General features: G+C 74.8%; 13 protein-coding genes and 2 pseudogenes. 5 read left to right on the top strand and 10 right to left on the bottom strand.

The window, feature by feature from the left end; translation table 11 throughout:
- Positions 1–83: 83 nt before the first annotated feature.
- The 5 genes from ACFV9M_RS38680 to ACFV9M_RS38660 all read right to left on the bottom strand — a co-directional run bounded on the left by ACFV9M_RS38680 (position 84) and on the right by ACFV9M_RS38660 (position 6,584).
- Positions 84–3,077, bottom strand: coding sequence for an AAA family ATPase (locus tag ACFV9M_RS38680; protein WP_385076599.1), 2,994 nt, complete (start codon positions 3,075–3,077; stop codon positions 84–86).
- Positions 3,074–4,237 carry an exonuclease SbcCD subunit D gene (locus ACFV9M_RS38675; RefSeq protein WP_385076596.1) on the bottom strand — a complete coding sequence of 388 codons (1,164 nt, stop codon included), beginning with the start codon at positions 4,235–4,237 and terminating at the stop codon, positions 3,074–3,076. Before ACFV9M_RS38675 ends, ACFV9M_RS38680 begins: the two co-directional genes overlap by 4 nt.
- A gap of 124 nt (positions 4,238–4,361) precedes the next feature.
- On the bottom strand, positions 4,362–4,988 hold the full coding sequence (locus tag ACFV9M_RS38670) for a YigZ family protein (RefSeq protein WP_385076593.1): 627 nt from the start codon (positions 4,986–4,988) through the stop codon (positions 4,362–4,364).
- 88 nt (positions 4,989–5,076) lie between these two features.
- Positions 5,077–5,640, bottom strand: a complete 564-nt coding sequence (locus ACFV9M_RS38665; RefSeq protein WP_385076590.1) for a SixA phosphatase family protein — start codon at positions 5,638–5,640, stop codon at positions 5,077–5,079.
- Positions 5,637–6,584: a hypothetical protein gene (locus tag ACFV9M_RS38660; RefSeq protein WP_385076587.1), complete on the bottom strand. Its 948-nt coding sequence runs from the start codon at positions 6,582–6,584 to the stop codon at positions 5,637–5,639. Before ACFV9M_RS38660 ends, ACFV9M_RS38665 begins: the two co-directional genes overlap by 4 nt.
- A 114-nt stretch (positions 6,585–6,698) precedes the next feature.
- Between ACFV9M_RS38660 and ACFV9M_RS38655 the strand changes: the two genes are divergently transcribed.
- Together ACFV9M_RS38655 and ACFV9M_RS38650 are read left to right on the top strand one after the other, a co-directional pair.
- Positions 6,699–7,106, top strand: a complete 408-nt coding sequence (locus tag ACFV9M_RS38655) for a CoA-binding protein (protein ID WP_385076584.1) — start codon at positions 6,699–6,701, stop codon at positions 7,104–7,106.
- A 93-nt stretch (positions 7,107–7,199) separates the two neighbouring features.
- Positions 7,200–7,356: pseudogene (locus ACFV9M_RS38650) on the top strand (4-hydroxybenzoate 3-monooxygenase); the annotation flags it as partial.
- Positions 7,357–7,382: 26 nt separating this feature from the next.
- On the opposite strand, the gene ACFV9M_RS38645 reads toward ACFV9M_RS38650, so the two are convergent.
- Both ACFV9M_RS38645 and ACFV9M_RS38640 read right to left on the bottom strand, forming a co-directional pair.
- The gene (locus tag ACFV9M_RS38645; protein ID WP_385076646.1) at positions 7,383–7,730 is read right to left on the bottom strand and encodes an ArsR/SmtB family transcription factor; all 348 of its coding nucleotides are present in this window, start codon (positions 7,728–7,730) and stop codon (positions 7,383–7,385) included.
- Positions 7,731–7,738: 8 nt separating this feature from the next.
- The gene (locus tag ACFV9M_RS38640) at positions 7,739–7,951 is read right to left on the bottom strand and encodes a hypothetical protein (RefSeq protein ID WP_385076581.1); all 213 of its coding nucleotides are present in this window, start codon (positions 7,949–7,951) and stop codon (positions 7,739–7,741) included.
- Positions 7,952–7,957: 6 nt separating this feature from the next.
- On the opposite strand from ACFV9M_RS38640, the gene ACFV9M_RS38635 reads away from it, so the two are divergent.
- Positions 7,958–9,016, top strand: a complete 1,059-nt coding sequence (locus ACFV9M_RS38635; RefSeq protein WP_385076578.1) for a cation diffusion facilitator family transporter — start codon at positions 7,958–7,960, stop codon at positions 9,014–9,016.
- Between the two features lie 2 nt (positions 9,017–9,018).
- Here ACFV9M_RS38635 and ACFV9M_RS38630 read toward each other — a convergent pair.
- From ACFV9M_RS38630 to ACFV9M_RS38620, 3 genes and pseudogenes are all read right to left on the bottom strand, one after another.
- Positions 9,019–9,462 (bottom strand): annotated as a pseudogene (locus tag ACFV9M_RS38630) (YbaK/EbsC family protein); the annotation flags it as partial.
- Positions 9,463–9,511: 49 nt separating this feature from the next.
- On the bottom strand, positions 9,512–10,429 hold the full coding sequence (locus tag ACFV9M_RS38625; RefSeq protein ID WP_385076575.1) for a recombinase family protein: 918 nt from the start codon (positions 10,427–10,429) through the stop codon (positions 9,512–9,514).
- A 250-nt stretch (positions 10,430–10,679) separates the two neighbouring features.
- Positions 10,680–11,390 carry a TetR/AcrR family transcriptional regulator gene (locus ACFV9M_RS38620; protein WP_385076572.1) on the bottom strand — a complete coding sequence of 237 codons (711 nt, stop codon included), beginning with the start codon at positions 11,388–11,390 and terminating at the stop codon, positions 10,680–10,682.
- 155 nt (positions 11,391–11,545) lie between these two features.
- On the opposite strand from ACFV9M_RS38620, the gene ACFV9M_RS38615 reads away from it, so the two are divergent.
- Both ACFV9M_RS38615 and ACFV9M_RS38610 read left to right on the top strand, forming a co-directional pair.
- Positions 11,546–12,574: an NAD(P)-dependent alcohol dehydrogenase gene (locus ACFV9M_RS38615; protein ID WP_385076569.1), complete on the top strand. Its 1,029-nt coding sequence runs from the start codon at positions 11,546–11,548 to the stop codon at positions 12,572–12,574.
- Positions 12,575–12,652: 78 nt separating this feature from the next.
- Positions 12,653–13,327 (top strand): epimerase, encoded by a 675-nt coding sequence (locus ACFV9M_RS38610; RefSeq protein ID WP_385076566.1) that lies wholly within the window; start codon positions 12,653–12,655, stop codon positions 13,325–13,327.
- The last annotated feature ends 98 nt before the right edge of the window (positions 13,328–13,425 follow it).

Genomic DNA, 13,425 nt, shown 5'->3' with positions numbered 1-13,425 from the left:
CGTGTCCCGGTGCGCCCGTACGCCCGTTTCCCGGTGCGCCCATCGCCAGTGTCCCAGTACACCCGTGTCCCGGGGCACGGGCGTCACGCGTCGGCGCGCTGGCGCACCACCGACCCGGCTCTGCCCTTGACGACCTCCAGCTGCGCGTGGATCCGCCGCCGCAGGTCGGCCACGTGGCTGACGATGCCGACGCTGCGGTCGCGCTCGCGCAGGGAGTCCAGCACGTCGAGGACCTCGTCCAGGGTCTGGTCGTCGAGGCTGCCGAACCCCTCGTCGATGAAGAGCGTGTCCAGCCGGACCCCGCCCGCCTCGTCGGTGACGACGTCGGCGAGGCCCAGGGCGAGCGCCAGCGAGGCGAAGAAGGTCTCGCCGCCCGACAGCGTGGACGTGTCCCGCTCCCGCCCGGTCCAGGCGTCGACGACGTGCAGTCCGAGCCCGCTGCGGCCGCGCCCGCTCCGGTCGTCGGAGTGGACGAGGGTGTAGCGCCCGGAGGACATGCGGTGCAGGCGCGCGGTCGCGGCGGCGGCCACCTGTTCCAGCCGGGCGGCCAGGACGTACGACTCCAGGCGCATCCTGCGCTCGTTGTCCGCCGAGGTGCCGGCGGTGAGGCCGGCCAGGCGGGCCACGCGGTCGTACTCCGCGCGCAGGGGGGCGAGCCGGCGCACGCCGTCGGCCGCACGCGCGGACAGGCGGTCGAGTTCGGCGCAGCGGCGGGCGGCCGCGTCCTCGGCGGAGGCGGCCCGGCGCAGCCGTTCGGCGGCCTCGGCGGCGGCCTGTTCCGCCGTGGCGACGTCGGCGGCCGGCCGCTGGGCGGCGGCCGCGGTCTCCGGCTCGGCGAGCACGGCCCGTACGGCCGCCTCCTCGGCCTGCCAGGTGTCCAGGCGCCGTTGCAGCTCGCGGTGGGCGGTCGCGTCGAGGAGGGCGTCGGCGGCGGCCCGCGGGGTGTCGAAGCCGGCCCGGAAGGCGGCCTCGTCGAGGCGTCCGTCGGCGGCCTTGAGGCGTTCGGCGCTCTCCTCGGCGGCGCGGGCGGCGTCGGCGGCGTCGGTGAGCCGGGCGGCCTGCCGCTCCAGTTGCGCGGCCCGCGCGGCCACGCTCTCCGCGGTGCCGCGCGCCTCGGCCAGTTCCTCCTCCAGCGCCGTCCGTTCCCGCTCCAGCCGCTCCCGGTGGCCCACCCGCGAGGCGGCGCGCACGGCGGCGTCCCGCAGGGCGGCCGTGCGCAGCTCGTGTTCCTGCTCGGCCCGGCGCAGTTCCTCGCGGGCGGGATGCAGCGCGGAGGCGTCCCGGCGGGCCTGGGCGTGGCCGCGCTCCAGCTCGTCGGCCTCGGCGGCGAGCCGGTCGGTCGGGGTGTCGCCCGCCTCGGCGGTGGCGGCGGCGAGCGCCTCCCGGGCGAGACCGAGGTCGCGTTCGGCGTCCACCCGCTCCCGCTCGGCCCGCTGGTGGGCGGCGAGGGCCTGTTCCTCGGTCTCCCGGTCGACGTGTCCGGCGACCTTGCGGGCGGGCGCGGGGTGGTCGGTGGCGCCGCAGACGGCGCAGGGCTCGCCCTCCCTCAGGGTGGCGGCCAGTTCGGCGGCGATGCCGTTGAGCCGCTGCTCCTTGAGGTCGAGCCAGTGCGTACGGGCCGCGAGCGCCCGCTCTCCGCGGGCGAGGGCCCGCCGCTGGGCGTCCTCCGTGTCGCGGGCCAGTCGGTCGCGCAGCCGGGCCGCGGTCAGCCGCCGCCGGGCGGGCTCGCGCTGCACGGCGAGCTGTTCGGCGCGGGTGGCGGCCTCCTGGGCGGACTCGACGCGGGCCTGGAGCGACGCGCGGGTCGCCTCCCAGTCCGCGAGCCAGCCCTCGGTCTCCGCCAGCACGTCCTCGTCGGCGCGCTCCTGCCGGTCCAGGTCGGCACGCTCGGCGAGCAGGTCGGCCAGGCGCCGCTCGCCGCGGCGGGCCGACTCCAGGCCGCCCAGTTCCCGCGCGGCGCGGCGAGCGGCGGCGGCGAGCCCGGCGGCGCCGGCCTCCGCGAACCGCTCCGGCAGCAGCTCCCGCGCGCGGGTCTCGGCGCCGGCCGCCCGGCGGTGCTCGGCCTCGGCGGCGTCCCGCAGCTCCAGCGCCGGCGCCACCGCCTCCGCCTTGCGGGCCCGCTCCATCCGCTCCCGAGCCTCCCGGTGCTCCCCGGCCCGCTCATGGAGCAGCCGGGCCCGCTCCCGGGCCTGCGCGAACCGCCCCTGCAACCGGGCCAGTTCCCGTACGTCGGACAGGACGCGCTCGGCGGCGGCGCCGGCGGACCCGGCGGCGAGGCAGCGGCACTCGGCGACCGTCAGCTGCTCCCGCGCGGTGCCGCGGGCGACGGCGGCGGCGGCCAGCACGGCCTCGGCGAGTCCCGGCTCGCCCGGGGCCAGCTCGGGCAGTTCCATGGCGTCACCGGCGGCCTGCTGCATGCGGTGCGCGTCCGCCAGCAGGGCCGCGTCGCCCTCACGCACGCGTGCCTCCGCCGTGCGCCGCCGCTCCGCCAGGCGCTTCTCGACCTCGGCGAACCGCTGCGTGTCGAAGAGGCGTCCGAGCAGCCGGCCGCGCGCCTCGGCGTCGGCCCGCAGGAAGCGGGCGAAGTCCCCTTGGGGCAGCAGCACGACCTGGCAGAACTGCTCGCGGCTCATGCCGAGCAGCTGGGTGATCTCCTCGCCTATCTCCTGGTGGGAGCGGCTGAGGTCCTTCCACGTCCCGGCGACGGCGTCGTACTCGCGCAGTTCGCTCTGGGCCTTCTCGACCGTCGTGCCCGTCCCGCGCCTCTTGGGGCGCTCCCAGGCGGGGCGGCGGGTGACCTCCAGCCGGCGTCCGGCGACGGTGAGTTCGAGGGTGACCTCGGTGCGGGTGCCGGGGGCGGCGTGGTCGGAGCGCAGGGTCAGGCCCTGGGCGCTCTGCCGGGCGCCCGGGACGGAGCCGTACAGCGCGTAGCACACGGCGTCCAGGACGGACGTCTTGCCGGCGCCCGTCGGTCCGTGCAGCAGGAAGAGGCCGGCGGCGGACAGCTCGTCGAAGTCGACGCTCTGGGAGCCGCCGAAGGGGCCGAAGGCGGTCAGGCCGAGCCGGTGCAGCCTCATCGGGCCACCTCCCGGACGGCGTCGTCGGCGCGTACGGCGTCGAAGGCGTCGCGCAGGACGGTCCGCTCGTGTTCGTCCGGGCCCGCCCCGCGCACATGGGCGACGAAGTCCTCGGCGACCTGCTGGTCGCTGCGGCCGGCCAGACGCCGGGCGTACGAGACGGCGGGGTCGTCCGGTGCGCGTTCGGGGGCGAAGACGAGGCTGAGGGTGTGCGGGAAGCGCTCGGTGAGCCGGGCCATGGGTTCGGCCGGGCGGACGGCGTCGGTCAGCGTCGCCTCGACCCAGGCCTCCTCGTGCCGGGCCAGCGCGGGGTCGGCGAGCAGTTCCTCCAGCGGGCCCCTGAGGCGGGCCAGCGCGCGCGGCACCGGGCAGTCGATCCGCTCGGCGCCGACCGAGCCGTCGGCTCCGAGGTCGACGAGCCACATCGTCTTGCGGTGCCCTGCTTCGGAGAAGGAGTACGGCAGCGGGGAGCCGGAGTAGCGCACGCGCTCGGTGATGGTCTGGCAGCCGTGCAGATGCCCGAGCGCCACGTAGTCGACGCCGTCGAAGACGCCGGCGGGCACGGACGCGACGCCGCCTACGGTGATGTCCCGCTCGCTGTCGCTGGGTTCGCCGCCGGTGACGAAGGCGTGGGCGAGGACGACGGAGCGCGTTCCGCGCGCGCGGCCGGCGAGGTCGGCGCGGACCCGGTCCATGGCGGCGGCGAGCACCGTCTCGTGGCCCGCCCTCTCCACGCCGAACTCCTCCTTCACCAGGGCCGGCTCCAGGTAGGGCAGCCCGTAGAAGGCGACGTCGCCGTGCGCGTCGGTGAGCACCACCGGTGTCCCGGCCGCCGCGGGGTCGGTGCGCAGGTGGACGCCCGCGCGCCCGATCAGTCCGGCGCCCACGCCGAGGCGCCGCGCGGAGTCGTGGTTGCCGGAGATCATGACGGTCGGCACGCCCAGCCCGGCGAGCCGGTGCAGGGCGTCGTCGAACAGCTCCACGGCGGCGAGCGGCGGCACCGCCCGGTCGTACACGTCTCCCGAGACGACCACCGCGTCCACCTCGTGCTCCCGCACGGTGGCGACGAGGTGGGCGACGAACTCGGCCTGGGCGCCGAGCATGTTCACCCGGTGGAACGCCCGGCCGAGATGCCAGTCGGAAGTGTGCAGGAGCCTCATGGTGCCCGAGACTAACGGCCGGGTCCGACATCACGGCCGGTCACGCGCGTATCGCACCGTCACACCGAGCGCCACTAACGGACTTAACGGATATTTCGCCCGACGGGGCGGAGTGACCGCCGTCTCACGCGTCCCCGTACGCCTCCCCGCCCACCTCGAAGCCGGCCGTGCCCGCCGTGACGTCCGCGAGCCACGCGCGGACGGCGTCCACGTCGGCGTCCGGCAGCCCGATCTCGATCACGACCGACTCCCCGTAGCGCACGTCCCGCACCGCGCGGCCGGTGGCGCGCAGGTCGTTCTGCACCTTGCCGGCCCGCTGGTGGTCGACCGTCACCGTGGCCAGGCGGAAGCGGCGGCGGGTGATCGTGCCGAGGGCGTCGAGGGCCTCGCCGACCGCGCCGCCGTAGGCGCGGATCAGCCCGCCGGCGCCGAGCTTCACGCCGCCGTAGTAGCGGGTGACGACCGCCACGACGTACCGCATGTCACGGCGCAGCAGCATCTGGAGCATCGGCACGCCCGCGGTGCCGCCGGGTTCGCCGTCGTCACTGGCCCGCTGGACGGCGGCGTCGGCGCCGATGACGTAGGCCCAGCAGTTGTGGGTGGCGTCGGCGTGCTCCTTGCGGACGGCCGCGACGAAGTCCTGGGCCTCCCGCTCGGTGGCCGCCGGTGCGAGGGCGCACAGGAAGCGGGAGCGGTTGACCTCGGTCTCGTGCACGCCCGCGTGGGCGACCGTGCGGTACTCGTCCTGCATCCGGCCAGCCTATGCGGTGGCGCGTGGACCGCCGTCGCCCGAGCGTCCGGAGCGCGGGCCGAGCGGGCCGAGCGGGCCGCGGCCCCGTTCAGCGGGTTCCTCTGGGCACGGCCGTCGCCGTCAGCCGGGCCCCGCCCGGAGCCAGGTCCGCCCAGCCGGGCCCGGACCAGTCCAGCACGGCGATCGCCGACGTGGGGAACTTCACCCGCACCTGCTCCAGGGTGTCGCCGGGCCCGTCCCCGGCCAGGGCGAGGACCAGCTCCTGGAGGCCGGGGTTGTGCCCGACCAGCAGCAGCGTCCCGACGTCGGCGGGCGTCTCCCGGACGACCGCCAGCAGTTCGTGCCGGCCGGCCGCGTACAGCCGGGGCTCGTACCGGACGGGCGGCCGGCTGCCCCACTCGGCGCCGGCCAGCTCCCAGGTCAGCCGGGCGCGCACCGCGGTGGAGCACAGCGCGAGGTCGGGGACCCAGCCGCCCTGCGCGAGCGCCCGCCCCGCGGCGGGCGCGTCCCGGCGACCACGCGCGCCCAGCGGCCGTTCGTGGTCGGCGACGCCCTCCGGCCACGCCGACTTGGCGTGCCGCAGCACCACCAGCCGCCGCGGCGGCCCGGCGGCGGCCCCGGGGCCGGCACCCCCGCCGATACCGGCGTTCACGCCGGGGCTCCCAGGTCCCGGGTGAGATCGAGGCCGAGGAGACGGTCGGCGTAGGCGTACGTCTCGAAGCGGGCGCCGGGCGGGAGGTCCGTCCCGGCCTGTTCCACCGACCGCAGCACGCGCAGCACCTCCGGCACGTCCAGGTCGTCCTCCCAGGCGGCACGGAGCCGTCCGCGCACCTCGTCGGGGACGGGCCGTGAGGGCTGTCGCGCCCAGTCGGCTACGGCGCGCCGCCAGCGCGCGAGGGTGTCGTGGGCGGCGCGCAGCGCGTCGGCGTCGAGCGGGGCGGGCCGGCGGTGGTGATGCGACAGCAGGGCGAGACGCACGGCGGCGGGGTCGGTCCCCGGCCGAGCGGAACCGGACGGGCCGACGGAGGGCGGCTCGTGGCCGGGCGGTCCGACGGCGGACGGCTCGTGGCCGGGCGGGCCGACGGAGGGCGGCTCGTCCCGGGAGGGACCGACGCCGGACAGCCCGTCACCAGGCGGCCCGACGGCGGACGGCTCCTCCCGGGAGGGGCCGTCGCCGGACAGCCCGTCGCCGGACGGCCCGAGCAGATCCGGCGGCAGCACGTCGGCGGGGGCGGGCCGGACGGGTGCCACGGCGATCCGGACGCCGTCGGGCGTCTCGCCGTCCTCCGCGACCACGTGCAGGGCCCGGGCCGCCGCGCCGGTCCCGGCCGCGGGGTCCCGCCCCTCCTCGAAGGGCCGGATGCCGAGGGCCGTGCCGGCCGTCCGCAGTTCCCGCTGGTCCCCGCCGCCGGTGAGCAGGGCCAGGACGGGAGTGCCACCGAGCTCCAGGGCACGGACGAGGAGGTCGGCGACCAGGAGGACCCGGAGCGCGTCGGGGCCGTGCCCGGGCGCGTGGACCTGGACGCGGGTCAGGCCCCGGCGGGCGGGGGCGGCGGCGACGGACTCGCCGGTTCGGGCGTCGATGATGCGCAGCACGGGGCGAGCGTAGGCGGGCGGAGGGCGGTTCGCAGTCCGACGGCACGGAATCAGGGCCGCCCGTAAGGTGTTGATCCGGTGACCACACGTCCCCGTCCGTCAAGGAGGCCGCCCGTGCACGGCGACGAGGCAACGATCCGCAGGATCCTCACCGAACTCGGCGACACCTGGGCGGTGGTGGGCCTGTCGACCAACTCCCGGCGGGCGGCGTACGGCGTCGCCGCGGTGCTCCAGCGCTTCGGCAAGCGGATCGTGCCGGTCCACCCCGAGGCGGAGACGGTCCACGGGGAGCGGGGGTACGCCTCGCTCGCGGACATCCCGTTCGAGGTGGACGTCGTCGACGTCTTCGTCAACAGTGACCTCGCCGGGGCCGTCGCGGACGAGGCGGTCGCCAAGGGCGCCAAGGCCGTGTGGTTCCAGCTCGGCGTGGTCGACGAGGCCGCCCACGACCGCACGCGGGCCGCGGGGCTGGACATGGTGATGGACCGCTGCCCGGCGATCGAGATCCCCCGCCTGGGCTGAACCGGTGGACCACTCCGGCCCCCTGACGTCCGTCTAGGGGCACCCGTAATGTGCGGATGACCACCGCCCCTCCCCCCTCCGACTCCCCCGCCCTCGCAGTGGCTGTCCGAGGTGTAGTACCACGGCACCGGCACGGGGGGATCCGTTCCGCGCGGGCACCACGCGCGCCCGGCTGCGCCGCCTGTTCACCTCGCCCGCCGCCGCGACGGCGTTCGCGGAGCAGTACCTGGGGACGGCGGAGCGGTACTGAGCCGTGAGGGGGGCGGACGGCACGTCCTAGTCGTGCACCGGCTGGTCGCCGAGCCGGTGGTCGGCCACGTTCAGCGCTTCGTCGACCAGGCGGCGCAGATGGCCGTCGCGCAGGGAGTAGATCACCCGGCGGCCCTCCTTGCGGGTGCTGACGAGCCCCGCCAGCCGGAGCCGTGCCAGATGCTGGCTCACCGCCGGACGGGCCGCCCCGCACACCTCCGTCAGTGTCGTCACGTCCGCCTCGCCCGAGGTCAGGGCGTGCAGCAGGGTCAGGCGCGTACGGTCGCCGAGCAGGGCGAGCAGCTCGGCGGCGAGGGCGAACTGCTCCTCGCCCGGACTGCGCGGGTGCGCATGGTGCGCAGGTGACAGGTGCATGTGTGCGCTCACACGCACATAATGGCGTGGTGGGCGGGCGCACGTCCACCGCGGCGCACCGGAAGGGGATCGACGTGAGCGAGCGGCACCGGCACGACCACCACGGTCACGACCACCACGACGGCCATGAGAACGACGGTCACGACGGCCACCACAGTCACGACGCTCACGACGGCCACGACGGCCGAGAGGCCCACCACGGTCACCCTCACGAAAGCCACGGGCCCATGCACCACCACGGCGACCGGCACCGGCACCCTCACCACCACCCCCGCCCAGGTCCGCGCCCGCGCCCGCGCCACCGCCTCGCCCACCGCCTCGCCCACCTCCTCACCCCCCACTCCCACGAGACCGCCGACAAGCTGGACCGTGCCCTGGAGTCCTCGGCCCGGGGCATGCGCGCGCTGTGGATCTCGCTGGCGGTCCTCGGCGTGACAGCGGCGGCGCAGGCGGTCGTGGTGGTGGCCTCCGGCTCGGTGGCGCTGCTCGGCGACACCGTGCACAACGCGGCGGACGCGCTGACCGCCGTACCGCTCGGGATCGCGTTCGTGCTGGGACGGCGGGCCGCCACCCGCCGCTTCACCTACGGCTACGGGCGGGCGGAGGACCTGGCGGGACTGGCGATCGTGGTGACGATCGCCGCGTCGGCGGCCTTCGCCGGGTGGGCGGCCGTCGACCGACTGCTGGACCCGCGGCCCGTGGAGCACCTGCCCGCCGTGGCGGTGGCCGCGCTCGTCGGCTTCGCGGGCAACGAGTGGGTGGCCCGCTACCGGATCCGCGTCGGCCGCGCCATCGGCTCGGCGGCGCTGGTCGCGGACGGGCTGCACGCGCGCACCGACGGCTTCACGTCCCTGGCCGTACTGCTGGGCGCCGGCGGGTCCGCGCTGGGGTGGCGAGCGGCCGACCCCGCGGTGGGGCTGGCGATCACGGCGGCGATCGTGCTGGTGCTGCGGGACGCCGCGCGGGAGGTGTTCCGGCGGGTGATGGACGCCGTCGACCCGGTGCTCGTGGACCGGGCCGAGCGGGCGCTGCGGGAGGTCGCGGGCGTGCGCGGGGTGGGCGAGCTGAGGCTGCGCTGGATCGGGCACCGGCTGCGCGCCGAGGTGGCGGTCGTCGTGGACGGCGAGGCGACGGTCCGCGCGGCGCACGCGATCGCCGTGGACGCCGAACACGCCCTGCTGCACGCCGTGCCGCGGCTGACGGCGGCGCTGGTGCACGCGGATCCCGCGCCGGTGCCGGGCGAGGACGACCCGCACCGGGTCCTCGCCCATCACGGCACGGCCTGAGGTCAGGCCGTGCCGAGACCGTCCAGCACCACCGCGCCCGGCAGGCCGGCGAACGCCTTGCCCGGCACGAGCAGCTTCCCGCGCCGGCGTCCGCTGCCCACCAGGACGTAGGGCAGGTCGACGACGGCCGAGTCCACCAGTACCGGCCAGGTCTCGGGCAGTCCGACGGGGGTGATGCCGCCGTACTCCATGCCGGTCTCCCCGGTGGCAGTGTCCATCGACGCGAAGGAGGCCTTGCGGGCGCCGAGTTGACGGCGTACGACGCCGTTGACGTCGACCCGGGTGGTGGAGAGCACGACGCACGCGGCGAGCGTGGTCTCGCCGCCGCGCCGCCCCGCGACGACCACGCAGTTCGCCGACCGCTCCAGCAGTTCCCGCCCGTAGTGCTCCACGAAGTCGGCGGTGTCGGCCCACCGCGGGTCGGTGTCGACGTAGAGGATCTGGTCCGGCCTCGGGGAACATCGGTACAGCGGTTGGCGCTGAGAACGATCATGGTCAGGGTGTGAGGGCGCTGACCCGGTTCTCGTACTCGCGGCGGGCCTTGCGCTGTGCCGGGACCGCTGGGACGCCCTGGGCGCCGTCGAGCGGCTGACAGCGGGCGAGGAGCTGGTGGTGCACCGCAGGGACGGCGGTCACGCGCAGGGTGTAGCCCTGGCCGCGCCGTACGGCCACCCCCTGGTCGAGCGCGGCGCGCTCGGCGGGCTCCAGCTCGGTGGTGCGGAGGTAGTCGGCGACCTTGCCCGGCATGTCGAGGGTGACCGGTAGCTCCGGGGCGGGCGTGTCCTCCTCGCTGGCGGTGTGTTCGGGCAGGAGGTCGGCGACGGCGGTGCGGATCGCGCCGCGGCTGACGTCGTGGTCGCGGGCGAGGGCGGCGATGGAGCGGCCTTCCAGGTACGCGGTTCGCACGTCGGCGGCCGTCGTGGCCGCGACGGCGGGGCGGCGCCCGCCCTTGCTGCCCTTGGCCTCGGCGGCGCGCAGTCCGTCGTAGGTCAGCTCGCGCTGGAGGTCGCGTTGGAGTTCGCCGGCGGCGGCGAGGGTCTGCACCATGAACTTCACGGTGGACAGCAGCTCGCCGGTGCGCGGGTGGCGGGCGGTGAGGTCCATGGCGGAGAACGCGCCGTCGTGGATGCGCAGGGCGAGGCGGTCGCGGTGAAGGACGTCGAGTACGTCGAGGATGTGCTGGTTGCCGCGCACGAGGCGGAACATCTCGGAGATGTGCACGGTGTCGCCCGGCCGCGCGTACGTCAGCAGCTCGCCGAACTTCGGACGCTGGAGGGGGTGGAGGCGGCTGGAGGTGCCCGGGTCCTCCTCGAAGACGACCGGGTCCTCGATCCCGGCCTCGTCCAGGACGAGGTCCTGCCGGGCGGTGGACTGCTGGTCGGTCGAGACCCGCTTGTAGACCAGGTTCGCCACCGAGGGGCCCCTTCCGTATGGAGGATCGGACCCTATCTGTCGTCAAACCCTGTCAGCAATCACTATCGGATCTGATTGGATTCGCGCCGCCGTGAACCCCCGGGTTGCACGGGTTCATTGGACGCGTCGGCTCCCTGTCGTCAAACGTTCCTTTGCCGACAGGCAGAGATGGAGGCGGCGCGGCGGAGGGCCCGATCCGCTTCCGGTGGCTGGATCGAGGGCAGGCCCGGGATGCGGTCTTCGCCGTGGGTTACGCCTGCGCGGGGCGGGCGTCGAGAGGGCCGGGGCCGAGGGGGGCATCCTCGGCGCGGGCGAGGAGCCCGGAAAGGGTGATCTCGGTGGACTGACGCACGACGTCGGTGAAGTCGGCCTGCAAGCCGGCCAGAGTGGGCTCTGCGGTGTAGGCGTCCAGCAGTGCTTTGGGGGGCTGGTGGTACGGCCAGGCGGCGGCGACGGTCAAGGTGAGCAGGCCGACGAACCGGAAGGCGTCCTGGGTGCCGAGTTCGGGCAGGTGTCGGCGGATCAGGTGCACCAGTGACTGGAAGTGGCGCAGGGTGGCGTGCTTGTGCCAGACGGCGACGTCGGTGGAGACGTTGTGTTCGAGTACGCCTGCCTGGGCGCTGATCAGGTCGCAGAGCACGGGCCGCCCGGTGGCGGACTCGGCCAGAGCCTGTGCGAGACGGTCTCCACGTGCACGCGGGGTGCCCTCGGCGGGCGCGAGGGAGTCTTCCAGGGCGGTGATCCACTGCGTCAGCTCGGCGTCCAGGAGCTGGAGCAGGATGGCCTCGCGCGATTCGAAGTAGCGCAGCACGTTGGCCTTGGCCAGGCCGGTACGGCGGCTCAGTTCGTTCAGGCTCACCTTGCTGACCGGCATCTCGGCGAGCATCGCGGCGGCGGTGTCGAGGATCTGCCGCCGCCGCTGGTCTCGCTGTTCGTCGGTGCGGGCACGTTGGAAGGTCACCCCCACATATTACAAACCACCGGTACTTTGCATAGATACCGGTGGTCCGTTAACGTGGAAAGCGTTAAGAGACCGGCAGTAACTTACGGTGCCGTCCTTTCGGCGGCGTCAACCGCGTCACCGCGGGTTTCGGACTGCACCTGCGAAGGAGAATCATGCGCACCACCACCGGATGGAAGATCACGGACGGCACCACCGACCTGAAGCGGGTCCCGCTGGAGCGTCGCGACCTGCGTGCGAGCGACATCGCGGTCCGGGTCGACTACTGCGGCGTCTGCCACTCCGACCTGCACGCGGTCCACGCCATGCCCGACACCGTGCCCGGCCACGAGTTCATCGCCACCGTCACCGAGCTGGGCTCCGCCGCCACCCGCTTCACGATCGGCGACCGGGTCGCCGTGGGCACGGTGGTGGACTCGTGCGGCACCTGCAAGAACTGCCTCGCGGGTGAGGAGATCTACTGCACGAACGGCTGGTCGCCCACCTACGGCGGCCCCGACCGCGTCGACGGCCGCCCGCAGCAGGGCGGCTACAGCCGCGAGTACGTCATCAATGAGAAGTACGCCCTGCCGCTCCCCGAAGGACTCGACCCGGCCAAGGCCGCGCCGCTGATGTGCGCCGGCATCACCGTCTGGTCCCCCCTGCGCAAGGCGAACGTCGGCCCCGGCAGCCGCGTCGCTGTCGCCGGCCTCGGCGGCCTGGGCCACCTCGCGGTGAAGTTCGCCGCAGCCCTCGGCGCCGAGGTCACCGTCCTGAGCCGTACCCCCGACAAGGAGAAGGACGCCCGCGCGCTCGGCGCCACCGGCTTCGTGCTCACCACCGACGAGGAGCAGGTCAAGCAGGCGTATGGGAGTTTCGACCTCATCATCGACACCATTGCCGCCACCCACGACCTCGACCCCGAGATCCTGATGCTCGACCTCGACGGCGAGCTCAGCCTGCTCGGTGTCTCCTGGGAGATCTCGGTCAACAACCTGCTGCTGCTCATCGGCCGCAAGCGCCTGTCCTCCTCGGCCACCGGCGGCCTGCCCGCCACCGCCGAGATGCTCGCCTTCGCCGCCGAGCACGGCATCGAGCCCGACGTCGAGATCCTCCCCTCCGCCCGCGTGAAGGAGGCCCTCGACCGCCTGGAGGCCAACGACGTCCGCTACCGCTTCGTCCTCGACCTCGCCGACCTCGACTGACCGGCCCTGCCCGGACCCCGTCCCCCGGGGGAGCCCGAACCGCGGCTCCCCCGGCATCCCAGCAAGGAGACAGGCAGCATGAAGGTAGTGATCTTCGGCGGAAGCGGGCTGATCGGCGACGGATTCGTCCAGGAGAGCCTGCGCGCCCCGGACGTCACCGACGTGATCACCGTCGGCCGGTCGCCGATGGGCACCCCGCACCCCAAACAGCGCCATGTGGTGCACGACGACTTCCTCGACCTCTCCGCGATCCGCACGGACCTCGACGGCGTCGACGCCTGCTTCTGGGGCCTGGGCGTCTCAGCCGTCGGCATGAGCCCACACGACTACGAACGCGTCACCTACGACTACACGATGGCCGCCGCCCGCACCTTGGCCGAACTCAACCCCGACCTGACCTTCGCCTATCTCTCCGGCGCCGGCACCGACAGCACCGAGCAAGGCCGCAGCCGCTGGGCCCGCGTCAAAGGCCGCACCGAAAACGCGATCATCAACGCCTTCCCCCACGGCTACGCCCTGCGACCCGCCTTCGTCCTGCCGGCCCACCAACAACGGTCCAAGACCCGCTCCTACCGGTGGGGCACCGCCGCCATCACGCCCCTCGCCCCCCTGATCCGCCGGCTCACGGACGCCGCCATGACCGACACCGCACAGATCGGGCAGGCGGCTCTGCACCTGGCCCGGCAGGGGCACCCCCGGCACGTGCTGGAGAACCGCGACATCGTCGCCCTGGCCACCCCTCCCCACCCCTGACACCGGACTCTGTTGCTGAATTCGTCAGCGGGCGAGTTGGTGGCTGAGGCGCTCGAGTCGGCTGGTGCGAGGCTTGCGTAGTGGGTCGGTGGTCCACC

This window comes from Streptomyces sp. NPDC059895 (assembly GCF_042731035.1).
Classification (GTDB): Bacteria; Actinomycetota; Actinomycetes; order Streptomycetales; family Streptomycetaceae; genus Streptomyces.
This window is presented reverse-complemented; position numbering and strand designations above follow the sequence as displayed.